Origin of the sequence: Peribacillus huizhouensis (genome assembly GCF_014138605.1) — a bacterium.
GTDB classification, from domain to species: Bacteria; Bacillota; Bacilli; order Bacillales; family DSM-1321; genus Peribacillus; species Peribacillus huizhouensis.
In genome coordinates this window covers 140,071-166,259 of record NZ_JACJHX010000009.1, presented here as the reverse complement: position 1 = coordinate 166,259, position 26,189 = coordinate 140,071, and the positions used below count along the sequence as shown (strand labels likewise).

Annotated in this window: 27 protein-coding genes; 26 read left to right on the top strand and 1 reads right to left on the bottom strand. The window is 38.2% G+C overall.

The window, feature by feature from the left end; translation table 11 throughout:
- The first annotated feature begins 383 nt into the window (after positions 1-383).
- The 16 genes from aroC (at position 384) to HNP81_RS14870 (ending at position 15,922) form a co-directional block, all read left to right on the top strand.
- Positions 384-1,556, top strand: coding sequence for a chorismate synthase (aroC, locus tag HNP81_RS14945; protein WP_182503155.1), 1,173 nt, complete (start codon positions 384-386; stop codon positions 1,554-1,556).
- Positions 1,556-2,638, top strand: a complete 1,083-nt coding sequence (gene aroB, locus HNP81_RS14940; RefSeq protein WP_312859690.1) for a 3-dehydroquinate synthase — start codon at positions 1,556-1,558, stop codon at positions 2,636-2,638. Before aroC ends, aroB begins: the two co-directional genes overlap by 1 nt.
- A 40-nt stretch (positions 2,639-2,678) precedes the next feature.
- The gene (gene aroH / locus HNP81_RS14935) at positions 2,679-3,041 is read left to right on the top strand and encodes a chorismate mutase (RefSeq protein WP_028391550.1); all 363 of its coding nucleotides are present in this window, start codon (positions 2,679-2,681) and stop codon (positions 3,039-3,041) included.
- Positions 3,042-3,099: 58 nt separating this feature from the next.
- Entirely contained in the window at positions 3,100-4,212 is a 1,113-nt protein-coding gene (gene hisC, locus HNP81_RS14930; RefSeq protein WP_028391549.1) for a histidinol-phosphate transaminase, read from the top strand.
- A 133-nt stretch (positions 4,213-4,345) separates the two neighbouring features.
- Positions 4,346-5,449, top strand: a complete 1,104-nt coding sequence (locus tag HNP81_RS14925; protein WP_182503154.1) for a prephenate dehydrogenase — start codon at positions 4,346-4,348, stop codon at positions 5,447-5,449.
- A gap of 29 nt (positions 5,450-5,478) precedes the next feature.
- Positions 5,479-6,765, top strand: coding sequence for a 3-phosphoshikimate 1-carboxyvinyltransferase (gene aroA / locus HNP81_RS14920; RefSeq protein ID WP_182503153.1), 1,287 nt, complete (start codon positions 5,479-5,481; stop codon positions 6,763-6,765).
- Between the two features lie 470 nt (positions 6,766-7,235).
- Positions 7,236-8,108 carry a hypothetical protein gene (locus tag HNP81_RS14915; RefSeq protein ID WP_182503152.1) on the top strand — a complete coding sequence of 291 codons (873 nt, stop codon included), beginning with the start codon at positions 7,236-7,238 and terminating at the stop codon, positions 8,106-8,108.
- A 30-nt stretch (positions 8,109-8,138) separates the two neighbouring features.
- Positions 8,139-9,398 (top strand): tetratricopeptide repeat protein, encoded by a 1,260-nt coding sequence (locus tag HNP81_RS14910; protein WP_028391545.1) that lies wholly within the window; start codon positions 8,139-8,141, stop codon positions 9,396-9,398.
- 54 nt (positions 9,399-9,452) lie between these two features.
- Entirely contained in the window at positions 9,453-9,989 is a 537-nt protein-coding gene (locus HNP81_RS14905; protein ID WP_028391544.1) for a ReoY family proteolytic degradation factor, read from the top strand.
- A 561-nt stretch (positions 9,990-10,550) separates the two neighbouring features.
- Positions 10,551-11,003 carry a YpiF family protein gene (locus tag HNP81_RS14900; protein WP_182503151.1) on the top strand — a complete coding sequence of 151 codons (453 nt, stop codon included), beginning with the start codon at positions 10,551-10,553 and terminating at the stop codon, positions 11,001-11,003.
- 160 nt (positions 11,004-11,163) lie between these two features.
- Positions 11,164-11,670 carry a QcrA and Rieske domain-containing protein gene (locus HNP81_RS14895; RefSeq protein ID WP_028391542.1) on the top strand — a complete coding sequence of 169 codons (507 nt, stop codon included), beginning with the start codon at positions 11,164-11,166 and terminating at the stop codon, positions 11,668-11,670.
- Positions 11,671-11,673: 3 nt separating this feature from the next.
- Positions 11,674-12,348 (top strand): menaquinol-cytochrome c reductase cytochrome b subunit, encoded by a 675-nt coding sequence (gene qcrB / locus HNP81_RS14890; RefSeq protein WP_028391541.1) that lies wholly within the window; start codon positions 11,674-11,676, stop codon positions 12,346-12,348.
- A 130-nt stretch (positions 12,349-12,478) separates the two neighbouring features.
- Positions 12,479-13,243 (top strand): menaquinol-cytochrome c reductase cytochrome b/c subunit, encoded by a 765-nt coding sequence (locus HNP81_RS14885; RefSeq protein ID WP_028391540.1) that lies wholly within the window; start codon positions 12,479-12,481, stop codon positions 13,241-13,243.
- A gap of 484 nt (positions 13,244-13,727) precedes the next feature.
- Positions 13,728-14,318 carry a lipoprotein heptaprenylglyceryl N-acetyltransferase LhaT gene (gene lhaT / locus HNP81_RS14880; protein WP_182503150.1) on the top strand — a complete coding sequence of 197 codons (591 nt, stop codon included), beginning with the start codon at positions 13,728-13,730 and terminating at the stop codon, positions 14,316-14,318.
- Positions 14,319-14,395: 77 nt separating this feature from the next.
- The gene (gene ypjB / locus HNP81_RS14875; protein ID WP_182503149.1) at positions 14,396-15,190 is read left to right on the top strand and encodes a sporulation protein YpjB; all 795 of its coding nucleotides are present in this window, start codon (positions 14,396-14,398) and stop codon (positions 15,188-15,190) included.
- A gap of 54 nt (positions 15,191-15,244) precedes the next feature.
- Complete coding sequence (locus tag HNP81_RS14870) at positions 15,245-15,922, top strand: zinc metallopeptidase (RefSeq protein WP_182503148.1); 678 nt, start codon at positions 15,245-15,247, stop codon at positions 15,920-15,922.
- 170 nt (positions 15,923-16,092) lie between these two features.
- Here HNP81_RS14870 and HNP81_RS14865 read toward each other — a convergent pair whose 3' ends face one another.
- Positions 16,093-16,965 (bottom strand): YitT family protein, encoded by an 873-nt coding sequence (locus HNP81_RS14865; protein WP_028391536.1) that lies wholly within the window; start codon positions 16,963-16,965, stop codon positions 16,093-16,095.
- Positions 16,966-17,728: 763 nt separating this feature from the next.
- On the opposite strand from HNP81_RS14865, the gene HNP81_RS14860 reads away from it, so the two are divergent.
- The 10 genes from HNP81_RS14860 (at position 17,729) to panD (ending at position 25,972) form a co-directional block, all read left to right on the top strand.
- Positions 17,729-18,076: a nucleotide pyrophosphohydrolase gene (locus HNP81_RS14860; protein WP_028391535.1), complete on the top strand. Its 348-nt coding sequence runs from the start codon at positions 17,729-17,731 to the stop codon at positions 18,074-18,076.
- A gap of 5 nt (positions 18,077-18,081) precedes the next feature.
- On the top strand, positions 18,082-18,882 hold the full coding sequence (dapB, locus tag HNP81_RS14855; RefSeq protein ID WP_028391534.1) for a 4-hydroxy-tetrahydrodipicolinate reductase: 801 nt from the start codon (positions 18,082-18,084) through the stop codon (positions 18,880-18,882).
- A gap of 18 nt (positions 18,883-18,900) precedes the next feature.
- On the top strand, positions 18,901-19,308 hold the full coding sequence (mgsA, locus tag HNP81_RS14850; RefSeq protein WP_028391533.1) for a methylglyoxal synthase: 408 nt from the start codon (positions 18,901-18,903) through the stop codon (positions 19,306-19,308).
- A gap of 1 nt (position 19,309) precedes the next feature.
- The gene (gene bshB1 / locus HNP81_RS14845; protein WP_182503147.1) at positions 19,310-20,014 is read left to right on the top strand and encodes a bacillithiol biosynthesis deacetylase BshB1; all 705 of its coding nucleotides are present in this window, start codon (positions 19,310-19,312) and stop codon (positions 20,012-20,014) included.
- A gap of 1 nt (position 20,015) precedes the next feature.
- Complete coding sequence (bshA, locus tag HNP81_RS14840; protein ID WP_182503146.1) at positions 20,016-21,143, top strand: N-acetyl-alpha-D-glucosaminyl L-malate synthase BshA; 1,128 nt, start codon at positions 20,016-20,018, stop codon at positions 21,141-21,143.
- A gap of 15 nt (positions 21,144-21,158) precedes the next feature.
- A complete protein-coding gene (locus HNP81_RS14835; protein WP_182503145.1) occupies positions 21,159-22,358 on the top strand; it encodes a CCA tRNA nucleotidyltransferase in 1,200 nt (399 codons plus the stop codon).
- Positions 22,343-23,329, top strand: coding sequence for a biotin--[acetyl-CoA-carboxylase] ligase (locus tag HNP81_RS14830; RefSeq protein WP_312859689.1), 987 nt, complete (start codon positions 22,343-22,345; stop codon positions 23,327-23,329). The genes HNP81_RS14835 and HNP81_RS14830 overlap by 16 nt, the downstream gene beginning before the upstream one ends.
- Before the next feature lie 308 nt (positions 23,330-23,637).
- Complete coding sequence (gene panB / locus HNP81_RS14825) at positions 23,638-24,474, top strand: 3-methyl-2-oxobutanoate hydroxymethyltransferase (RefSeq protein ID WP_028391528.1); 837 nt, start codon at positions 23,638-23,640, stop codon at positions 24,472-24,474.
- On the top strand, positions 24,471-25,322 hold the full coding sequence (gene panC / locus HNP81_RS14820; protein WP_182503143.1) for a pantoate--beta-alanine ligase: 852 nt from the start codon (positions 24,471-24,473) through the stop codon (positions 25,320-25,322). Before panB ends, panC begins: the two co-directional genes overlap by 4 nt.
- Before the next feature lie 266 nt (positions 25,323-25,588).
- Positions 25,589-25,972, top strand: a complete 384-nt coding sequence (panD, locus tag HNP81_RS14815; RefSeq protein WP_028391526.1) for an aspartate 1-decarboxylase — start codon at positions 25,589-25,591, stop codon at positions 25,970-25,972.
- Positions 25,973-26,189: the final 217 nt, after the last annotated feature.

Below are 26,189 nucleotides of genomic sequence, written 5' to 3'. Positions count from 1 at the left end.
CCCGTTTATGCGGGATAAAGTTACTGTTATTTTAAAATTATTTTGAACTATAATAAAAAAATGTATCTCTATTAATTATGAATAAGAGGTTGTTCATAAAAGGGCCTGATTTTAACATCGGCCATAATATTCTATTCATATAATTAATTTGTAGATGAGGGGATGATGCCTCATAAGTAAAGGGGCAGGTTCTTTTGGATACTCACTCAAAAGATTTTTTTAGAATTCATTTGGCCAGTAGAATAGGCTGAAAAAAGATAGAAAAATGATGATGAGAAAAACATCTTTATTTTTCTAGAAATCAAATTCCCATTTTTCATAAAATTGTGGTATATTGTTACTTAAATCAAAATCCTTTAACGGTTTAAATGGGGGCAGAGAAAATGAGATATTTAACAGCAGGCGAATCGCATGGTCCACAATTAACGACAATTATTGAAGGACTTCCAGCAGGAATGCCGATTACAGCCGAAGATATTAATAATGAATTAGCTCGTCGACAAAAAGGTCATGGTCGCGGCAGAAGAATGCAAATTGAAAAAGATGAAGCATTTATCGCATCTGGAATCAGACATGGCAATACACTTGGTTCTCCAGTAGCTCTAATTGTTGAAAATAATGATTGGAAGCATTGGACAAAAATTATGGGTAGCGAACCTATTTCTGCAGAAGAAGCGGATGAGGTCAAACGAAAAATTACAAGACCACGGCCAGGACATGCAGATTTAAATGGTGGGATTAAATATGGTCATAGAGATCTGCGGAATGTTCTCGAGCGATCATCAGCAAGAGAAACGACAGTCAGAGTGGCCGCGGGAGCAGTTGCCAAAAAACTTCTTTCTTTGCTAGGGATTGAAGTTGCCTCACATGTGCTTGAAATTGGTGGAATTAAAGCAAAACCAACTCCGTATTCTTCAGTCAAAGAATTACAGCAAATCACAGAAGAATCCCCAGTTCGCTGTTTGGATAAAGAAGTGGAACAAAGCATGATGGATGCTATTGATCAAGCTAAGAAAAATGGCGATTCTATTGGTGGAATAGTCGAAGTAATTGTCGAAGGAATGCCTGCAGGGGTTGGCAGCTACGTTCATTACGATCGTAAATTGGATGCTAAATTAGCTGGAGCAATCGTAAGCATTAATGCCTTTAAAGGTGCAGAAATCGGAATTGGCTTTGAAGCAGCTCACCTATTTGGCAGTCAGGTTCACGATGAGATCGCATGGGATTCAGAACATGGATATTATAGAAAAACAAATCGTTTAGGTGGTTTTGAAGGCGGAATGACAACCGGAATGCCGATTGTCGTACGTGGTGTTATGAAGCCAATACCAACATTATATAAACCATTAAAAAGTGTGGATATTGATACTAAACAAGAGTTTGAGGCAAGTGTTGAGCGTTCGGACAGCTGTGCAGTTCCGGCAGCTGCTGTAGTTGCAGAAGCTGCAGTCGCATGGGAATTAGCATGTGCAATTGTAGAGCAGTTCCCTTCGGATCGTTTTAGTCAATTATCTGAATATATCGAGCGATACCGACAAGAAGTAAAGGAGTTTTAATGATGGAATCGATTGACATCAAAACACCATCCAAGCAGTACCCTGTTTTTTTAGGAACACAAGTAATTGAGCAACTACCATTTTTTATAGAAAAAAATTATTCGGATATTACGAAAATATTGATTATCAGTGATGAAAAAGTAGCAAGCATTCATTTGCATACAGTGAAGGAATTGGTAGAAAAAACAGGAAAACAAGTATTGGAATATATTGTTCCTGAAGGAGAACATGCTAAGACATTTGATGTCTTTTATCAATGCCAAAGCTTTGCGCTTGCGAATGGGTTAAATAGAAAATCGATGATACTAGCGTTGGGTGGCGGAGCTGTCGGTGATGTTGCTGGATTCGTTGCAGCGACATTTATGAGAGGGATTCCGTTTATCCAACTTCCTACGACATTGCTTGCTCATGATAGCGCAGTTGGTGGCAAAGTTGCGATCAATCATCCTGAAGGAAAGAATATGATTGGTGCTTTTTATCAGCCGGAAGCTGTTTTTTATGAATTATCTTTTTTACATACGTTACCAGAGAAGGAAATTCGATCAGGTTTCGCAGAGGTCATTAAACACGCACTGATTCAAGATCTGGATTTTTACAAATGGCTAATTTCTGAAATTCAAGATTTAACGGCAATCACAGATGAACAATATCTTTATATGATCAAAAGAGGCATTGAAATTAAAGCATCGATTGTCCAAGAAGATGAGAAGGAAACTGGAGTACGAGCTTATTTGAATTTCGGGCATACATTAGGCCATGCTGTGGAAGGATTACTAGGTTACGGAAATTTCACGCATGGTGAAGCTGTTTTAATTGGCTGTGTGTACGCTTTGAAACTCAGTCAACACCGTGTGAGATTAGACTTTGATGTAGTCGAATTTACGGAATGGGTCCAATCATTAGGCTACAAAACCTTCATTCCTAAGCAGCTGGATCATGCATCATTAATTCAGAAAATGAAAAAAGATAAAAAAACGATTTCCGATACGATAACATTTGTATTGTTAAACGAGGTAGGATCTCCAGTATTAGTAGAAATCGAAGACGGCCACATTATGAAGCAGATTGAAGAGATGATATAAAGAATAAACAGAAAAATAAACAACTGAGGAGTGAACGACCATGATAAGAGGGGTTAGGGGAGCTACGACAGTTCTACACGATGAAGAAAAAGAAATTATAGTAGCAGTGGAAACACTTCTAACTGAAATGATTCAGAAAAATGAGATTCATCCTGAAAAAGTAGCGTCCGTTTTCGTATCGGTTACAAAGGAGTTGCAGTCAACTTTTCCGTCAAAAGCGCTTAGAAATATTGAAGGGTGGAAATACGTTCCAGTTGTTTGCATGCAGGAAATACCAGTTGAAGGATCGCTTCCATACTGTATTAGAATAATGTTGCATCTAAATACTGATAAATCGCAGCAAGAAATTGAGCACGTATACCATGGTGAAGCTATTGCATTACGTCCTGATTTAAAGAATTAATATGCTCATATAAACGGAGGCATAAGAATTTCTATATAAAAAAATGAGGTGTAAGATTATGAAATGGAATCAATCGGTATTATCATTAAAACCATATCAACCGGGAAAATCAACTGATGCAGTAAGAAGAGAATATGGTCTGGATGAAATTGTGAAGCTTGCTTCTAATGAAAATCCATTTGGTTGTTCCAAAAGAGTAAAACAAGTATTGTCGGAATTCGCTTCATCATTAGCAATATATCCGGATGGCTATGCGACTGCGCTTAGAGAAGCAGTGGCTAAACACACAGGCGTTAACGAAACACAGCTGATTTTCGGGAATGGTTCAGATGAAAATATTCAAATCATTTCAAGGAGTTTGTTAAGTGAAGGAAAGAATACAGTAATGGCAACACCTACATTCTCCCAATACAAGCATAACGCTGTCTTGGAACATGCTGAAATTCGTGAAATTCCTTTAATAAACGGGGATCACGATTTAGAAGGCATGCTTAGTGCAATTGACGAAAATACGGCAGTTGTATGGCTGTGTACACCAAATAACCCAACAGGTACATATATTGGTGAAAAGCAGCTTCGTGAATTCATTGAGAAAGTTCCTGGAGATGTTCTTGTTGTCTTGGATGAAGCATATGCAGAATATGTTGTGGCAGAAGATTATCCGAAGACGAATGCATGGCCAAGTATATACAAAAACTTAATCATTTTACGTACATTTTCAAAGGCGTACGGAATAGCGAGTATGAGGATTGGTTATGGTATAGCAGATGAAGATATCATACAGAAGTTAGATCCTGCAAGACAACCTTTCAACGCAAACACATTAGGTCAAGCCGCTGCAATTGCCGCTCTTTCTGATCAAGACTTTATTTTGCACTGTAGCAAAGAAAATCGCAAAGGTCTTGCTCAATATATAAGCTTTTGTGAATCCGAAAACTTATCTTTTTACCCACCACAAGGGAATTTCATATTAATTGATTTTAAAGTGGATGCTGACCTACTTTTCCAACATTTATTAGAGCGCGGTTTTATCGTACGTTCTGGAAAATTCCTTGGTTTCCCTACTTGTCTGAGAATTACAGTCGGCACGCAAGAACAAAATGAGGGTATGATTGCTGTTCTAAAAGAATTTACTGCCTCACAAGCAGCCGTTCTAGGCAAGAATAATTAAGCGAATAATTGACATGAATGAATAGAAAAGGTGGGCACTGTGCCATAACGAAAAGATGGTAAGGCTCACCTTTTTTATAACATGCTTTTTGAAATGGAAGATTGGATTTTAAAGAATGAAGCAGGTGGTATGAATGAACGGAAATGTATGTGTTATCGGGCTTGGTTTAATAGGTGGATCGCTTTCGATGGCAATTAAACATGAACATCCGGAAGTAAATATTATTGGTTATGACCGTGATGATAACAACGCTCATTTGGCAAAGATTTTGGGAATTATTGATGAAATGACCCCATCAATTGAAATGGGCGTACAAGAAGCTGACCTAATAATTCTCGCCGTTCCCGTCAATGAAACGGAGCGTATTATTGCTGAATTGGCAAATATGAATTTGAAACAGGACTGTATTGTGACCGATGCTGGTAGCACTAAAGGTTCGGTTACAAAAGCGGCAAAAAAACTGCTTGATATGGGAATTACATTTATTGGGGGACATCCGATGGCCGGTTCCCATAAAAGTGGTGCTGGAGCTGCCAAGCTTCAATTATTCGAGAATGCCTTTTATTTATTAACACCGACGGAGGAGATTCTTGATGCGGATATTAATAGGCTCAAGATCTGGTTAAAAGGTACAAAAGCAAACTTCTTACTAGTAACACCGGAAAACCACGATTTATTAACAGGAGTTATCAGTCATTTTCCACATATTATTGCTTCAGGGCTTGTCAAACAAGCAGAACATTACAGTGAGAGAAATCCGCTAGTTTCACGTTTAGCGGCAGGGGGATTCAGGGATATCACTAGAATCGCGTCAAGCAGTCCGGAAATGTGGCGGGATATTCTTCTTCATAATAAAACCGTATTAATTGAATTAATGGATAACTGGATCGATGAAATGGTTCAAGTGAAAGACTTGATCGCTGCTGCCGATCGTGTAGGAATTTATCAATTTTTCCAGGAAGCCAAAGAGTTTCGCGATGAGCTCCCTGTCCATGGAAAAGGGGCGATCCCCGCTTATTATGACTTATATATTGATGTTCCAGACTACCCAGGTGTAATTTCAGAAATTACAGGATATTTTGCGAAAGAAGAGATAAGTATTACCAATATTCGTATTCTCGAAACAAGGGGAGATATTTTTGGTGTCTTGGTCGTTAGCTTCCAAACAGATACTGACCGAACAAAAGCAGCTGCATGTATAAAAAAATATACTAGTTTTGATACGATTCTTGTCTAATGTCAAATAATTACAAAGGAGACCTATTGATGGATACACAAACTTTACAAACAAACATTGCTTCGCTTAAAGGAACCATTTCTATACCTGGGGATAAATCCATTTCACATCGCTCGATCATGTTTGGGGCTTTGGCCGAAGGGGTTACCAAAATTGAAAACTTTCTCCCTGGTGCCGATTGTATTAGTACGATCGATTGCTTTTCTAAATTAGGTGTTAGCATTCAACAGCATGGTGACAAAGTTGAAGTAACCGGTAAAGGTTTTTCAGGATTAAAAGCACCAAACGAAGTGCTTGATGTTGGTAATTCCGGTACAACGATTCGACTAATGCTAGGGATATTGGCAGGTCAGTCATTTCAGGCTGAGTTAATTGGCGATGATTCAATTGGGAAGCGGCCCATGACTCGAGTGGTGAATCCCTTGAAACAAATGGGGGCAGATATTGAAGGGAGAAATAATGGAGAATTTACGCCACTTTCAGTTAACGGTAGTAAACTTAAAGGAATTAGATATGAGCTACCAGTAGCAAGCGCCCAGGTGAAGTCTGCAATCCTTTTAGCTGGCCTTCAAGCAGATGGAACGACAATCATTGTTGAACCTGAAAAAACACGTGATCACACTGAAAGAATGATTGTTCAGTTTGGCGGTAAGGTGGAGAGAAAGGGAAATGAGATAAGCGTTGAAGGCGGTCAAAGATTTCAAGGCACTTCGATTTATGTTCCTGGCGATATATCTTCTGCAGCCTTTTTCATGGTGGCCGCTGCTATTACACCTAATAGTGAAGTGAAGCTATTAAACGTAGGCTTAAATCCTACCCGTACCGGAATTATTGATGTGCTAGAAAGAATGGGTGCAGATATCGAGATTGAACGTGTAAATGAAAATGGAGAGCCGTATGGTCATATCACAGTACGATCATCTAAGCTTAACGCTATTACGATTGAAGGTGATTTAATCCCACGTTTGATCGATGAAATTCCTGTTATTACACTGTTAGCGATTAATGCTGAAGGAACAACTGTAATTAAGGACGCGGCCGAATTAAAAGTAAAAGAAACGAACAGAATTGATACAGTTGCAGACGAGCTATCTCGACTTGGAGCTGAAATCAAGCCAACGGAAGACGGCTTAGTTATTAAAGGAGGTACACCTTTACATGGTGGTCAAGTTTCGAGTCATGGAGACCACCGCATTGGCATGATGCTCGCTATCGCAGGTTTAATTGCAAGTGAAGAAATAATCCTCACTGATTCAAAAGCGATTGAAGTTTCATATCCACAGTTTTTTGACCATTTATCAGCACTAATAAAGTAAAACTTCAATTAGTGTAGTGCTTTACATCCAGTGCTAATTGTTAGTCCAGTTCTAGTGTCGTAAATACCTCCGAGAAGCGTAGGTAAAGCGACACTATGAACAAGGGTTCAAAGAATACAGACTATGTACGCTGCGTCTTTCGTCTGTGTGACCGACAACCTGTGGGCGCAAACTTACCTTTGAAAACCAAAAAGGTGAATTTTACTGTACCTTTTTCAATCGGCTTTTATGGCAAGTTTCACTATCTATGCTTCTGCGATTCCTCTAAGGTTAAAGTTGGGGGCTTGACTGTCCGTTCATGCTGGACAAAATAAGTAATCGTGATGATTCAACCTAATAGGCCTTCAAAATGAAGAAGGTCATAAAATTGGGGTGAATCATCTTTTTTTAAACCCATCTTTATTTCAACGAACATAACTCTAGCCTCCTATTCATAAGCTGATCATAAGACAAGACTTGGGAGGGGTTGCATGTCGAATTATATCATGGATCATGTAAAGCTGTTTCAAAATGACGAAATATCCATCAAGTCTATTGTAGTGAAAGGAAATAAAGTAGATTCTATTCATAACTCCGTCAATCAATTGCGTATGATGAAACAAAATCTTGATAATTTTATAATGAGCCCTATTACAACGACAGTCTTTAATGAGTTAAATTTGCCCGCAAAACTTTCACTTTATGAACAGCATGTGTTAAAAGGAATTGGGGTGATTTTGATTCCTGTAACGATTGCCTATGAATATCGTCTCACTTCTCGTCTAGAAGAAATACGCAAACTTATGAAAGTCTCACCTCTTGATTATCTACTTGCAATCAAAGTTTCCCAAAAAATAGTATCCCCTAAGCTAATGCAACGTTGTAAAAAAGAACGGATCCCCGCTGTATTTGTAGAAATTACGGATTTAGATGAATTAACGAAGCTTCCGTGGAGCTGGATCCGTCAATATTCATTTCCATTCAATCCAACTTTTATCCCCATATTCAGATTAGAAACTGCAATTGAAAAAGCAAAAGAAATTTGGAGTAAAATTATGATCAATGCTAAACTTTCACATAGTAAAGAGTCGCTTATTGAAGGTGCTCCAATTGCAAACCAGACATTAAAAAAAATAGGTCTGTACCCGATTAAAGGATATTTACGTAATAATGGAGAATTAAGTTATAACCTATTCCACTCTTCGCACATTGCAAGTGACTTCAATGGAATTTCTGAAGGGGAATATGATAAACTGATTGTCACCATGTTAAAAGGAAAGGTTGTTAGGGCAGGGACAAGAATATCCCTTTCCGAGACAGAAGGATCTGAAATAAAAATCAAGATTCCTGGATTTTTAATTTGAAGAAATTGTTTGCAGGGGGAAATCTTAATTATGAACACAATTGAAAAAGTGCTCAGTAATCTAAAAAAAGGCGAATTAGAAGAAGCATTTCTACATATAAATCGAATAAAATCATCTGAAGCAATTGAAGAGATGCTCCTTTTAGCGGAGGAATTATTACAACTAGGTTTTATGGAGCAAGCAAAGGATTTATACGAACATTTACTTAAGCTGTTCCCTAATGAAGGAGAGCTACTCGTTACACTCGCTGAAATTCTCGTTGATATGGACCGAGAAGAAGAGGCATTCCTGCTGCTTGAAAAAATAAGCGAGTCAGATGACATGTATCCGAGTGCCCTGCTCCTTTTAGCGGATTTATATCAAATGCAGGGAATGGATGAGGTCAGTGAACAAAAGCTTAAACAAGCAAAGGAACTGCTACCGACAGAACCATTAATTGATTATGCTTTAGGAGAACTGTATTACCAGCAAGGGAAGGATCATGCTGCTATAGGGAAGTTCAAAGAGGTGCTTATGCAGCAGAAGGAAATTGGTGGGGTTAATATTAACCAGCGCCTAGCACAGTCTTTAAGTAATTTGGGTGAGTTTGAAGAAGCCATTCCTTTTTTTGAGAAGGCGTTGGAAGACAAACTCGAAATCAACACATTATTTGAATATGCATTAACTGCCTACCAAGCACAAATGTTCGAAACGGCAATTCAAAGATTTACTGAGCTCAAAGAATTAGACCCAGAGTATCATTCCCTATATTTGTATCTGGCCAAGTCTTATGAAAGTCTTGAACGTCTGGATGAAGCCTTAGAAACGGTAAGGGAGGGGATTCATAAGGATGAATTTAACAAAGAGCTGAATCTTTTCGGGGGTAAAATTGCATTGAAAAAAAATCTGACTGATGAGGCAGAATTGTTTTTCAGAGAAGCTCTTGCCATTGATCCGGGTTATTTAGAGGCCACACTTACATTAATTAAGTTGTTGATGCATGAAGAGAAGTATGAGGATATTATTGAAACAATTGAAAGCGTTAGGAAATATGGTGAGGATGATCCGCAATTTGAATGGATGCTTGCTGTGAGTCTACAAAAAAACGAACGTTATAATGAAGCATTAGCAAGTTTCAAAAAGTCGTATGAATTTTTTGCAAATAACCAAGATTTTTTAGAAGATTACGGATTCTTTTTAATTGAAGAAGGAGACAGAGCTACCTCTAGAGAAATATTTAATAAGCTTCTCGAGCTGGATCCGGCAAATGATGAATATGTGCTGATTTTGGATCGATTAGCTGAGGAATAAAATAGGTATAGGATGCTGATTGATACAATATCTGTACAGAGGAGGGAACTTATGGTGGCAGCCCCTGTATCTGTTAACGAAAAGAAAGACTTTATTCGCTGGTTCTTAAATCATTATCAGTTGAAGCGCAGGGAATGTGTATGGATTTTAAATTATTTAATGAGCCATGATCAATTAATGAAAAAGGTTCATTTTGTGGAAAGTGCTCAATATTGCCCACGAGGTTTAATTATGTCAACGCATTGTGTGGATGAGGCACCATTCCGATTTTATAAATCCAATATCATGACAACTGACGCAGAGAAGTCGTTTCATGATATTCGCCTGAATCGGGATGAAGATATCTATATCCAATTAAATTTTAAATCAGCTTACTCATCCTACCACTATGCTGCGGTTTTAGAAGAAAATCCATTTATGCCAAAAAGTACAGGAAGTAATGAGAGAGATAAACTCATGGCAGAGAGGTTTCTAGAAAATTCGTTGGCGACATTCCAGAAAGAGCGGATCTTGAAAGCGATCGATAAGGCACTAGACCAAAATGATAAAGAATCTTTTTATTCTTTAACAGAAGAACTGAATAAGCTGTAATGCGATGTTTCAATTAAGTTATGTTTATCATTAATTGTGTTTAGCTATTTAAAATAACTTTTCAAGTTAATTGAGGGACATGTGAAATCACTTTCCACACTAATTAGTTTAAATCCTTTTTAGCATCAATTATGTATAACATAGCCTTCAACTAAAAAGAAAGAAGTTCTCTAAAAAAAGGGCCTGACCTTACAATCTATATATCGTTTATTGTGTCAAGTACACGCTGATAGACGAGATATAGAAGTTGTGTGGTCTGGCCTTTTTAATATGGGACAGCCTATTTTTCTTTGAAAACGCTAAAAACTTTAAATTGGGATTGTGTAATATGATAATTACCAACTCCGGCTGATGTGAGATTTCGAGCATGCCATCATTTATAATTCGAGACAGTTTAAATATGCCAAGATAGGATTAGATGTTCTAAAGTCAAATTTATATCAAAATCTAATTAATGAATATTTTGTTAAAAAGAAGGATTACTGGTAATGATATATGAAACAAGACTTAATCATGATAAAATAATAAGGAGTTGATTGATAATTGTAAGGAGTGAGTAAGTTGAAATGGACTTTTAAAGAAACTGGGATGTATGAAGAGTCGAAGGAATATGTCGACAGTTTAATCATTCCTATGAATCCGATTACATTCGGAGCGCAGATGAAACAATTTTCATCCATGCATGAATTTATGACAATTTTAACGATGGAAGTAGAGAAGCAATTGAAAGGAAGACTTCTATTAATGCCAGCGTTAACATACTGGTCAGAAGGTCAAGAGAAAGCGGGTCTTATAGATATTTGGAAAGTAAAATTGGCGGAAGCGGAATTCAAACATATTTTTTGGATTACATCGGACAGTGAGTGGAAAAGATATGAAGATAAGCTTCCAGGTACACTTTTATGGATACCCGCAATTGGGCTCGAATATTTGGAAGAAGGTCAAGCAAGGCAGATGATGAATGATCAAGTGCGCCAAATTATTGATATGCTTACCCAAAGCTGGAATAAATAGCATTGGTTACATAGGTAATATACCACATTGTTGCCATCATTTAGGACCATCATATATTGACCTTGACGGAATATTGAGATATCATTGTAATGTCCTAGTTTTATAGTGTTGCTATTTATTGGTTAATTGGTTCAGAATAGTAATAGAGGGGGGGAAAAGCATGAGTAAGCGTAATGTTTCACGACGTCAATTCCTTAATTACACTCTTACAGGTGTAGGCGGTTTCATGGCTGCAGGAATATTAATGCCAATGGTTCGATTCGCGATTGATCCAGTGTTAAAAGCGAGTGCATCGGGGGGGTATGTAGCAACAAGTCAGAAAGTTTCGGAATTGACAGCGGAACCAATCCGAGTTGATTACACATTCGATCAAATCGATGGTTGGTATGAGTCTCAGGTGACGAATACGGCATGGGTATATAAAGCAGATGATGGTAAAATCGTTGCTTTATCACCTGTATGTAAGCATTTAGGATGTACTGTTGCCTGGAATACAGACAAAGAACATCCGGAACAATTTTTCTGCCCTTGTCACATGGGTAGATATACAAAAGACGGGGTAAACGTACCAGGTACTCCACCGATCAAACCGCTTGATGTTTATGAAACGCAGGAAAAAGACGGAATCCTTTATTTAGGGCTATTAAAACCGCATGAGGGGGCGTAATCATTGTTTAACAAGATTTATGATTGGGTTGACGAACGTTTAGACATTGCGCCCATTTGGCGGGATATTGCCGACCATGAGGTTCCTGAACACGTAAACCCTGCACACCATTTTTCAGCTTTTGTATATTGTTTTGGGGGATTAACTTTCTTCATTACTGTTATCCAAATTCTTTCAGGTATGTTCTTAACCATGTACTATGTACCTGATATTGTAAATGCATGGGAGTCTGTTTACTACTTACAAAATGAAGTGGCATTTGGACAAATTGTACGAGGAATGCATCACTGGGGAGCAAGTCTAGTTATCGTAATGATGTTTTTACATACTCTACGGGTCTTCTTTCAGGGAGCTTATAAAAAACCGCGTGAGCTTAACTGGGTTGTAGGAGTACTAATTTTCTTTGTCATGTTAGCTTTGGGCTTGACTGGTTATTTATTACCTTGGGATATGAAAGCGGTTTTTGCTACAAAAGTTACATTAACAATCGCCGACTCTGTTCCATTGATTGGTCCGGCTATTAAAACGTTAATTGCTGGAGATCCGACGATTATTGGTGCACAGACATTAACTCGTTTCTTTGCAATTCATGTTTTCTTCTTACCAGCTGCACTTTTGGGGTTAATCGCAGCTCACTTTATAATGATCAGAAAACAAGGAATTTCAGGTCCGTTGTAAGAAATCTGGAAGTACTATATCTAGTTGCTTTAACTGGACAAGCTTCTGATTCAAAGAAGTAGAAGGACATAGAAACATTTTATCCAGTAACCTAAATAATAACCTTTTCATAAAGGAGGGGGATTGTTCAATGCATCGTGGAAAAGGTATGAAATTCGTAGGTGATTCTCGAATCTCAGCGAATAGTAAACCGTTTATTCCGAAAGATTATTCGGAATATCCAGGTAAAACTGAAGCGTTTTGGCCGAATTTCTTATTAAAAGAATGGCTAGTTGGAGCAGTATTCCTTGTTGGGTTCCTTTGCTTGACAGCAGCACATCCATCGCCGCTTGAAAGAATTGCCGACCCAACAGATACTGCATATATTCCGCTTCCTGACTGGTATTTCTTATTTCTTTACCAGTTACTGAAGTATACGTATGCGTCAGGTCCGTATAATATTGTTGGATCAATCATTATTCCAACACTTGCATTTGGAGGACTATTGCTTGCACCGTTCCTTGATCGTGGTCCAGAGCGTCGTCCCATGAAACGTCCATTTGCAACTGGCTTCATGCTACTAGCAATCGCGGGAGTTGTCTTCTTGACTTGGCAATCTGTTTATTATCATGACTGGGATAAGCAAGCTCAACAAGGGAAGATTGTTGAAGGCGTGGCAATTGATAAAGAGGATGCTGGATACAAAGCCCTTGAGGCAAACACTTGTCTTTCATGCCATGGTGCTGAATTAACAGGTGGAGCAGGTCCGGCTCTTATCGATACAGGACATACTGCTGATGAAATTAAAGATATTGCCAAAAATGGTACTGGTGGAATGCCTGCTGGTATTTTTAAAGGTTCTGATGAAGAACTTGATGCTCTTGCTGAATTTCTTGTGAAATTATCAGCTAAATAATGTATGAAGAAAGAGGATATCCCATAAGTTAAGGGTAGGTCCAGCAACCATTACATACAGTTTAGTATAAGTGTAAGTAGCACAGTAAACTGTATGGTGGTAGCTCGGCCAGACCCTTATCAGGGACATCCTCTTTTTTCTATTTCATTTTTAATCTTATAATATTATCCCCCATATACGGAAGGTCAAGACCCCCACTTGAAGAAAGGTAAGTATAAATTACCTGTAAAACCAGATTTGTGAGATACTGTGAAACATACCATTGTGGTTTTTTAAGGTTGCGTTCACCGGATGTGGGTCACAATGACGGAAGACTAAAGGATACGCGTATTTAGTCTTTGTTTCATTGAAACTTATCCTCGTAATATCGCTTTATCTATGCGGAGTGAAAGTATTGGCGATACTTGAATGGGAATAACAATAAGTGAGGGCGAGGAGCACTTCACTGATTGAAGTTTTACTTTATTAAGAAAGAGGTACAAATATGAACATGTTCTATCCGTATTTGGCAAATAGAAAGTTTATCTTACTTTTACTAATCATTAATATATTCGGAACCATATATGGTTATTTATGGTATGGAAGTCAACTTGCGGTTACTCCAGTCATTTTTCTTCCTTTCGTTCCGGATAGTCCAACTGCTTCTTTGTTTTTTGTCTTCGTTTTACTCGCATTTTTACTGAAAAAAAACTGGGGACTTGTAGAAGCACTTGCGATTATGACGCTTTTTAAATATGGAATGTGGGCAGTGGTAATGAATATACTGACATTATTTACGACAGGAGAACTTGCTTGGCAAGGTTATATGCTAATAGCGTCTCATTTAGGAATGGCGATTCAAGGGATTTTGTATTCTCCATTTTATCGAATCAAGCCATGGCAGTTCATTATCGCAGCAATTTGGACTTTACATAATGATATTATTGATTATGTTTTTAATATGATGCCGGTTTATCGAGACTTGCTTGTATATATGCATGAAATAGGCTATTTTACTTTCTGGCTCAGTTTGATATCTATAAGTATTGCCTACTATTTTGGATATAGAGAAAAAAGATTTACGTTATCCCTTTGAAATTTTTATGAAACATTGGTCTACTCCAACTTTCCTTCTCATATTGATTAGTAGAGAAATAAGGAGGGACAAGGAGTATGGTGAAAAAAATCCTGGTGCTTGCACTACTGCTAATAATCACCGTTTCTTTTTATCAAGTTCGTGCTGAGCCTTCTGAAAGTATGAGGCAGTTGGATTCCATCTCCGACGAGGCACTCAGACTTGTGGAAATGAAACGATATCAAGAAACAGATAAAGTTCTTCAAAAATTTTCAGAACTTTATCTACTTTCATCTAAAGAAAAAGAAATCTTTAATATGGCTGAATTAAGAGTCGTTACCGTCGCTTATAATGATGCATTAGAGGTAGTTCAAACAATAGAAAAAACAGATTCTGAAAAAATAAATGCAGTAACAAAATTTCGCTTAGTGCTGGATGCTGTCAGTTCGAATAATCAGCCTTTATGGATGGCTTTAGAAGATCCAATCATGGATGCTTTTTATGAAGCCAAAGAAGCGGTCAAAATTGGTGATTCAGAACGATTTAATCAAAAGTTGAATGATTTGTTATTACATTACAATATCATCTATCCGAGTTTAAAAGTTTCGGTGCCTTCTGAGAAACTGCAACAGCTTGATGCTCGTGTAACTTATATGGATCAATATCGTCCAGCAATGTTAACTATGAAGACTAACGAACAAGAATGGGTTGCAATGGAACAAGATTTAAAGTCTTTATTTGATGAACCCAATGAGGATGAAGCAGATCCATCATTATGGTGGGTAATTATATCAACAGGAAGCATTATTATCTTGACATTATCTTATGTAGGCTGGAGAAAATACAAAGGAAATGAGAAGGCAGAAAAACCACGGAAAGATCACAATGTTTGACAGAGATGATTGCTACTTTTACAATTGAAATAATCAATCTTTTAGGAGGAAACAATGTTTTTACTTTACTTTGCGATTATCATCTTAGTCCCGTTATTTGCTCAAATGAAAGTAAAAAGTGCATACAAAAAATATTCTAAAGTATCTGCTTCATCTAGAATGTCGGGAGCAGAAGCTGCTAGAAGGATATTGGATTCAAATGGTTTGTATAACGTTACGGTAGAAGAAACTCGAGGGGTTCTTAGTGATCACTATGATCCACGTTCTAAAACAGTTCGACTATCCTCTGATAATTATCACGGTCATTCTGTGGCAGGAGTTGCCATTGCAGCTCATGAGGTTGGTCATGCCATTCAGGATCAGCAGAATTATTCACCGCTTCGTTTACGTCACACATTAGTACCAGTTGCCAATATTGGTTCGAATTTTTCATGGATTTTAATCATTATCGGAATGTTAGCAGGTTTGAGCAACTTCGTCTTACTAGGAATTCTTTTCATGGCAGCGGCTGTTGTATTCCAGATTGTAACACTCCCTGTAGAATATAATGCATCATCTCGTGCGATGGATCAAGTTGTTTCTCTTGGAGTTATCCGTAATGATGAGGAACGAGAAACGAAGAAAGTCTTAAATGCAGCTGCATTAACATATGTTGCAGCCGCCCTCGTAGCTGTACTTGAATTACTGCGACTAGTTCTAATATATACAGGAATGGCTAGAAATGATGAATAGAAAGTGGATATCACAAAAGGGTCAGACCTCGCACACTATACACAAGTATAGAGTAATTGCGGGGTCTGACCCTTTTGCAAAGGGACAGCACCTTTCTTAATTTATAAAATGCAATTATGTATGGTTGTATTATTAATACCCAATCATTGCATTAAAATGAATAATTTGAATTACCGATGGATTGGATTTTTATTCTCATCTAATGTAAATCCTTCGCCAAGTACATCGTGAACTTCGCTGACTGATACGAATGCATGTGGATCTACAGAAGTAATAATGTTCTTTAAACGAACAATTTCCGTTTTTCCAACGACACAATACAGTACTTCTCGATCTTCTTTTGTAAATGAACCATACCCCTTTAGGACGGTAATCCCCCGCTCCATTTCCAACATAATTTTTTCGGCAATTGCTTCATTATTGCTACTTATGATCATCGCGCCTCGAGCAGAATATGCGCCTTCCTGCATAAAGTCTATGACACGAGCAGCAATAAAGACTGCAACGAGAGTGTACATCGCTTCACGATATTCAAGATAGGTTAAAATGGATAGCAGGATAACAACTGCATCAAATAGAAACATCGTTCTGCCCATATTTTGCCCCCAATAGCGATTGGCAAGCCTTGCGATTATATCAACACCTCCAGTTGTTCCTCCATAACGAAAGATGATGCCAAGACCTACACCGATAAAAACACCGGCAAATAAAGCAACAAGCATTAAATCATTTCCGAGAGTTAGTTTAATTTCATTTCTTTCAAAAAACCAAAGCCAGAAGGATACGCCAACTGTGCCAATAATTGTATACAGAAACGTGGTTCGACCGAGAAATTTCCAGCCAATGAAAAATAATGGTACATTTAAAATTAGGTTTGTATAGGCTGGGTTAATATTGGCTAATTGATATATAATCAATGTAAGTCCTGTGAAACCGCCTTCAGCTAAGTTATTTTGCATATTAAAGTGTACGAGACCAAAACCAAAAATAGCCGCGCCTAATAGTATGAACAAAATATTTTTAAATCTCAAACCGTATATCAAGCGTTTGCCCTCCAATATCAATTATAATAAAGTGAACCCGATTCAATTAATCACAGACTAAGTACGCCAGGTCCTTTTAGTATTTCGTCTGTGTGACCCACATCCTGTGGGCGCAAACTATACCTCTGCGTAAGATAAGTTTTACTGTATCTCACCAATCGGGCTTATACGTCAAAAAGTGAGGCGACTGCTTTAAGGATCGTCTACTAAGATCGCTCACTTCCTGTGGGCAAGGTAGACGCCATCACATCCTGTGATAATCAATGAGCATAGACGGGATACGGCATGGCGTAGTTTGCCACAGAGTATTACAGCTTATGACCTTGAACAGGGCTAGGAGCCGCAACTAGAATAGGCAGTTATACCCCATCTACGATTCTTCGGTTCCTCTAAGCCTAAGGTAGGGGGACTGCCCGTAAATGAGGGTTAAAGTGAATCTTACTCAGAATATGCTTTGAATCCTCTTAAACTAGATTAGTTTGTTTAAGAGTGCTCTTTATTATATCGAATTCTTATGTTAGTTACAAACATTGGAAAATTATCGAAAATCTTGTCATATAAGTGACTTTTGGCTAACATGGATAGAGAATACTGATAAAGTTGTTAAAACTCCAAAAAATTTCAGCGTAAAAGAAAAATATTTTCTTTAGGCATTAGTAAGCACAGAAGATTTTGAACATGTCAAATTTGACGATTGTTTATGCAAGATACTACTGCCACTCTGAACTGAGATTGATGAGATTAGTTAGAAATAGGTGAGAAAATGGAACAGAAAAAAACAATGCTAGATCTTCAAAACGAAGTAGATCAATACATAAGTCAATTTAAGGAAGGCTATTTTAGCCCTTTAGCCATGTTAGCCAGATTGACAGAGGAACTTGGTGAGCTTTCTCGAGAGGTCAATCATTACTATGGTGAAAAGCCTAAGAAAACGACTGAAAAGGAAAATACTGTAGAAGAAGAAATAGGAGATCTCCTATTTGTCATCATTTGTTTTGCTAATTCATTGAACATTGATTTAGCAAAAGCTCATGATCTTGTCATGCATAAATTTAAAACGCGAGATAAAGACAGATGGACGAAAATTGACGAAGAGGAAAGAGGAGAATAATAGTTATGGAAACAACTCGAATCATTGTGGCAGGACCTCGTGGAAGAATGGGAAGTGAAGCAGTCAAGCTCGTTTTAGAAACAGCGGGCTTTGAATTGGTAGCAGTAATCGACCGAAAACATGATGGGGATAATTTAGGAAATCTTGATGGTTTCCAAGGGATAGATGTACCGATATTCTCAGATATTGAGCATTGTTTTTCCACAATCAAAGCAGATGTATTAATTGATCTAACTACTCCTGAGGTAGGTATGTTACATACAGTTGCCGCTTTAAACCATGGAATTCGTCCAGTAGTTGGAACGACTGGTTTTAGCACAGAAGATTTAGCGAAATTGGAAGAACTAACAGCAGAAAAAGGTCTAGGCTGTATTATTGCTCCGAACTTTGCTGTAGGTGCAGTATTAATGATGAAGTTTTCCCAAATGGCTGCGAAATACTTCTCAGATGTGGAAATTATTGAAATGCATCACGACCGCAAACTCGATGCTCCATCAGGTACAGGGGTAAAAACAGCAGAGATGATTAAAAGTGTTCGTGAACCAAAAATCCAAGGTCATCCTGAAGAGAAGGAAACGTTGAATGGAGCTCGGGGTGCAAACATAGATGGCATGCGTATCCATAGCGTCCGTTTGCCAGGATTGGTTGCTCATCAACAAGTGATGTTCGGTGAAAAAGGTCAAATGTTGACTATTCGCCATGATTCATTCGACCGAGTGTCTTTCATGTCGGGTGTAAAGCTTGCTGTTGAATCTGTTATGAAGTTAGATGTTCTTGTATATGGATTAGAGAATATTATCGAATAATTGAAGGGGAGAATACCGATGAGAATTGCATTAATTGCCCATGATAACAAGAAGGAAGATATGATACGCTTTACAACAGCATATAGAGACATTTTTGAGCAACATGAGTTATACGCTACTGGAACAACTGGTAGCAGAATTAACCAGGAAGTATCACTTCCTGTTCATTGCTTTAATTCGGGACCGCTTGGGGGAGATCAAGAAATCGGCGCACTCGTATCACGTAATGAAATGGATATGATAATCTTCTTTCGTGATCCGCTTACTTCTCAGCCTCATGAACCTGATGTGAATGCCTTAATTAGACTTTGTGATGTATATCAAGTGCCACTGGCAACGAATATGGGAACTGCAGAAGTAATTATTAGAGGGCTAAAAGACGGCTATTTAGACTGGAGAAAACTAGACGAAACAAAAGGTGAGTAAAATGGAAAACAATATAGATATATTAGCTTTTGGCGCCCATGCTGATGATGTTGAAATTGGCATGGGAGGTACGCTAGCTAAATTCGCAATGCTTGGAAAAAAGATTGTCATTTGCGATTTAACAAAAGCGGAATTGTCTTCAAATGGGACAGTAGAGTTACGTCAGCAAGAAGCGAAGAAAGCAGCGAAAATCCTCGGAGTTAAGCGAATTTCGCTAGACTTACCAGATCGAGGCTTACAGATGAAAGAAGAATACATACAAGAAATTACGAGTATGATTCGTAAATACCGACCTAGTTTGGTATTTGCGCCCTATTTAGAAGATCGTCATCCTGACCATGGCAATTGCGCACGACTAGTAGAAGAAGCCGCTTTTTCAGCAGGTATCAGAAAATATATGGAAGAAAAAGGTCAGTCTGCCCATAAGATTGCTTCTCTTTATTTTTATATGATTAATGGCTTTCATAAGCCGGATTTTGTCGTTGATGTAACTGCAACGATGGATACAAAGCTTGAAAGTTTACGGGCATATGCAAGTCAATTTCAACAAACGGATACAGCTTTTGAAACACCACTTGTAAATGGTTACATCGAAACGGTCGAGGCAAGAGAGCGTCTCTTTGGAAAAGAAGTAGGTGTTACGTATGCGGAAGGGTTTCTCTCGAAAAAACCATTATTACTTTCGGCAGACCTTATAGGAGGATAACATGAAGTTGAAAATTGGTATTACATGTTACCCAACGGTCGGTGGGTCTGGAGTCGTAGCTACTGAACTTGGGAAACTGCTAGCTGAGAAAGGGCATGAAATTCATTTTATTTCATCGAGTCTTCCTTTCCGGTTAAATAGAATGTATCACAATATTTATTATCATCAAGTTGAAGTGAATTCATATTCTGTTTTTCAATATCCACCATATGATTTAGCTTTGGCAAGTAAGATGGCAGAAGTCATCACTCGAGAAAAGTTAGATGTTTTACACGTCCATTATGCAATACCTCATGCCGTCTGTGCGATACTTGCTAAACAAATGGCGTGTCATGATGTAAAAATTGTTACAACATTGCATGGAACAGACATAACAGTCCTAGGGAATGATTCATCCTTAGCTGAGCTTATTAAATTCGGAATCGAAAAATCAGATGTAGTAACGGCCGTATCAGACTCATTATCACAACAAACGAAGGAATTATTAGCTCCAGATAAAGAAATAAGCACGGTTTACAACTTTATTGATGAACGAGTGTACCATAAAACAGATTCTTCTAATCTACGTCATGAATATGAAATAAAAGATGACGAAAAAGTAATAATACATGTGTCGAATTTTAGGGCAGTAAAACGGGTAAAAGATGTGATCCATGCATTTGCTCAAATTAGAAAACAGATTCCTTCTAAGCTCATGCTTGTAGGGGACGGTCCTGAAATGTCAGAAATCATCAAATTGATTAATTGTTTAGGACTAGAAAAAGATGTACTTTTGCTCGGTAAGCAGGATAATCTTAACGAGTTGTATTCGATTAGCGATCTCAACTTATTACTTTCAGAAAAAGAGAGCTTTGGTCTTGTTCTACTGGAAGGAATGGCTTGCGGGGTTCCTGCCATTGGAACGAATGTAGGGGGCATTCCTGAAGTAATCATAGATGGAGAGACAGGCTTTATCTGTCAGGTTGGTGATATTGAAGCGGTTGCGAAAAAGGCGGTTTTACTATTACAAGATGACAAGCTTCACAATCAATTTAGTAAAGCTGGAATAAAGGCAGTAGAAACGAAATTCCACTCCAATACGATCACTAAACAATATGAAGCGATATACACTAAACTGTTAAATCGGTAGGGGGTGACAATCAACTTGGATCAATTATTCACAGAGGCGCTGCCAATTATCACTGCGATTGAAGATGCAGGATATGAAGCTTATTTTGTAGGGGGATCTGTCCGTGATTCCCTAACAGGAAGAATGATTAATGATGTAGATATTGCAACATCGGCTACTCCCGAAGAAGTAAAAGCGATTTTCCCCAAAACGGTAGATGTAGGAATTGCACATGGGACGATTCTTGTCTTGCATGATTCAGGAAATTACGAAGTGACAACTTTTAGAACAGAAAGTGGGTATTCTGATTTCCGTCGACCTGATGAGGTAAACTTTGTTCGTTCATTACGAGAGGATTTACAACGGCGAGATTTTACAATGAATGCGATTGCGATGGACCGTAACGGAAAGTTAATCGACCCCTTTTATGGCAAAGAAGCGATTCAAAAAAAAGAAATCGTGACGGTCGGGAATCCTGATGAACGTTTTACCGAAGATGGACTTAGAATGATGAGAGCACTTCGATTTGTAAGTCAGCTTCGCTTTGAATTAAATCCTGATACATATGCTTCATTAAAGCGACATGTTCGGTTAATGGAACATATATCAGTGGAACGAATTCTTGGTGAATTTGAAAAGCTATTATTAGGAATGAATCGAAAGAAAAGTATGGAGTTGGTCATTGATTCTGCTTTGTATTACTATCTTCCAGGCTTTAAAACATATAAAAGCCAATTAGCGCAAGTTAAGGCATATGATATCGAGCAGCTTAATGCGAAAGAGGAATTATGGGGAATTCTCCTAGTTCTATTAGATATAGAAAACATTGAGTCTTTTTTAAGAAACTGGAAGATGCCAATGAAAAATATTCGTTTTATTCTATCTGTAGTCAGATTGGTAAAACAGGAGCCCTATTTTCTGCAAGATAAGCTCCTCCTTTTTAAAGAAGGCGAAAAGACGGCCATATCGGCGGCTTCTGTAAGAGCAGTCTTGGAAAATACCGATGTACAAGATGCGATACGTACTGTGAATGAAGCTTATAAAGACTTGAAAATTAAATCGATGTCTGAGCTTGCTTTGACAGGGCATGATTTGCTCGCATTTGCATCTGACCGAAAACCTGGACCATGGGTAAAGGAAGCGATGGACAGTACTTTGCAAGCGGTATTGATGGGAAAAGTGAAGAACGATAAAGCAGCAATAAAGGAGTGGCTAAGCACGTGCAATCTGATGTGAGGAAAAAAATAATTGATGCTTTCTCAAATGCATTTGGCAGCTTTGTTTCTGGTCAAGAAATTGCGGATTATGTCGGCTGTTCCCGGACAGCCGTTTGGAAGCATATTGAAGAATTAAGAAATGAAGGCTATGTAGTTGAAGCGATTCGGAATAAAGGTTATCGAATTATTTCAGCACCTGGAAATGTAACGAGCAACGAAATTCAAATCGGCTTACAAACAACTGCGTTTGGTCAAAACATTCACTATGAAGAGAGCGTAGATTCTACCCAAAAAATCGCTAATCGTCTTGCTAATGAGGATGCAGCCGAAGGAACGATCGTAATTGCTGAAGAACAAACATTGGGTAAAGGACGGTTATCCCGCAATTGGCATTCGCCGAAATTCACAGGAATCTGGATGAGTTTAATTCTAAGGCCAAATATCCCCTTCCATGAAGCTCCACAATTGACCCTACTTGCGGCAGTTGCTGTGGCTCAAGCAATCGAGGATGTTACCGATCTTACCCCAGAGATCAAGTGGCCGAATGATTTATTGATTAAAGGAAAAAAGGTAACAGGAATATTAACAGAACTTCAGGCGGAATCGGATCGAATTCATTCTGTAATTGTTGGTATGGGAATAAATGTTAATCAGAAGCTAAGTGATTTTCCTGAGGAACTACAGAATACTGCGACTTCATTGTTCATTGAATCAGGAAAAAATATCTCGCGATCAGCTTTAATTCAACAAATCCTTCTTAATATGGAAAAACTGTATCATACATATTTGCAACATGGATTTAATCCGGTAAAACTTCTATGGGAAAGCTACGCAGTGTCACTTGGGAAAGAACTAAAAGCGACAACTGTAAATGAAACGATTATCGGTAAAGCGCTCGGTATTACGGATAGTGGTGTTTTACTTTTAGAAGACAAATTGGGGAAAGTTCACCATATTTATTCAGCAGATGTTACGATTCCGTATAAATAGGGAGAAGCACGTTACTATAGAATATATTTAACAAAGTTGATATAATCCTAATGGGCAGTATCATTCGAACTGCACCTGCACGACCCAATTAATAAACTAAAATTTCTGCCTTGATCCAGTAATGGACGGGGACGGAGGGATGAATTTTCTGATGAATTTAAAGAGACGAACTTTTATATAGGGAAAAAGGCTATTTGAAAACTTGGCTGGGACAATGGGTCCTATTTCCTTTAAAGCTCGTCTCTTTTTTTGTTATATGCCTATCAAGAAAGATTTTTCATCTCCTCTAACATAAGGAGGATATTTGAATGAAACTTTCCGGACAGTTTTTGAAAATGAAAAAAAATGATGAGAAAATTGTTATGCTTACTGCGTATGATTATCCAAGCGCTAAGCTAGCAGAACTTGCTAATGTGGACATGATACTTGTCGGGGACTCCCTTGGCATGGTTGTTCTAGGTTATGAATCGACAATCCGAGTAACAGTTGATGATATGATTCACCATACAAAAGCAGTGAAACGCGGAGCACCTAATACGTTCGTTGTTACTGACATGCCATTCATGAGCTATCATCTTTCATTGGACGAAACACTTAAAACCGCTGCACGCATGATTCAAGAAGGTCGAGCTGATGCTTTAAAACTTGAAGGAGCTGGTCAAGTAGCTGATAAGATTGCTGCCTTAACAAAAGCTGGAGTTCCCGTTATTGCTCACTTAGGATTAACACCGCAGTCAGTAGGTGTGCTTGGAGGGTATAAGGTTCAAGGGAAAAGCGCAAATGATGCTGAGCAGCTATTAGATGAGGCAAAGCAATGTGAAGCTGCAGGTGCGATAGCTGTTGTACTTGAATGTGTGCCATACCAAGTAGCAGAAGTGATTACTGAAAACCTTAGCATTCCAACAATCGGTATTGGCGCAGGGAAAGCTGTAGACGGCCAAGTACTTGTCTATCATGATGTAGTGACTTATGGAGTCGATCGCGTCGCTAAATTTGTAAAAACATATGCAAATGCTAATGAATTAATAAGCGGAGCGCTATCACAATACGTGAGTGAAGTAAAAGAAAAGCAATTCCCAACATTAGAGCATAGCTTTACGATGAAAGAAGAAGAAGTAGCAGCGTTATACGGGGGTAAAGCATGAAAATCCTTACAATTGCAAAAGAGATACAGCAACAAATAGCAGTAGAAAAGAAGAATGGAAAAACGATAGGATATGTCCCGACAATGGGGTTTTTACATGAAGGTCACGTAAGTTTATTGGAAAAAGCACGCCAAGAAAATGACATTGTTGTATTGACGATTTTTGTAAACCCGCTTCAATTCGGACTAAATGAAGACTTTGACAGTTATCCACGGGATATCGAACATGATGAAAAAGTCGCACAATCGGCGTTAGTAGACTATTTATTTTATCCATCCATTGAAGAAATGTACCCGGATGAAGTATCCGTTAAAGTAACTGTTCAACAACGAACGGATGTTCTTTGTGGTAGGAAAAGACCTGGTCATTTTGACGGAGTAGCTACAGTCCTAACGAAGTTTTTCAATATTATTAACCCAGATAAAGTATATTTTGGCTTGAAAGATGCTCAGCAAGTAGCTGTGGTGGATGGGTTAATTACGGACTTTAATTTTGATATTGATATTGTACCGGTCGAAACGGTTCGTGAAGAAGACGGTTTGGCAAAAAGCTCGAGGAATGTTTATTTACTTGAAGAAGAGCGTGCCTGCGCCCATGAATTGTATAAAAGTTTAAACCTTGCACGAGAGGCAGCGCAACACGGCGTAGACAATCCAGAAAAATTAGTCTCGCTCATTTCTAATCATATTAAGAACTATACAACTGGCACGATCGACTATATTGAAGTATATTCTTATCCTGATTTAAAACCAATCGAAAAAGTGTCAGGAAGCGTCATTATTGCATTGGCTGTTCAGTTCTCAACAGCCAGATTAATTGACAATGTAACATTTTTGGTTCATAAATAAAGGCTCTTTTCGTAAAGATTGTTGTTTTTAGCAAGAAACCAATTCGAACAGATGTTGATTGTAGTGGAAGGTGCGAGACTCCTGCGGGAAAAGCGTGTTGAGGGAGACCCCGCAAGTGCAAAGCACTGAGGAGGCTTCCGAGACCGCCCGCGGAAAGCGAGTACCTGCAACGGAAATCAACCCGGGTTATTAGTGTAAAAATGATTGAAAAGCAACAAAGTATGTGAAAACAGCCTAAATAAACGAACTAACAAGGAGGAGCTTGTATGTTTCGAACAATGATGAATGGGAAGATTCATAGAGCCACTGTAACAGAAGCAAACTTAAACTATGTAGGTAGTGTAACAATAGATGAAGATATTCTGGATGCAGTTGGAATCCTTCCAAATGAGAAAGTAGCTATTGTTAATAATAATAATGGCGCAAGACTTGAAACGTATACAATTGCAGGTGAAAGAGGAAGCGGTGTTGTTTGTTTAAACGGAGCTGCAGCAAGACTCGTACAGCCTGGAGATATTGTCATTATTATTTCGTATATCATGATTGCAGAAGAATCTGTATACAGTCATAAGCCCAAAGTTGCTCTTATGAATGAAAATAACGAAATCATTGAAATGATTTCTCATGAACCAGAGGCAACAGTTTATTAAAAAAACAAGATTTCTGCAACCTAAAAATCTCACTTAATCCTATAAAGCTACTCATCAGTGAAAATGAAGTTCCACTTTAGGAACGACTATTTCTCTAAATGAGTGGCTTTTTCTTTAAATAACTTAGAACTACGTTCATTTTCCTTATTGGTTTAAATGTGGTATAAACAAGGAAGAACAACAAACGAACATACTTGTGTGAACGGGATTTAGAGGT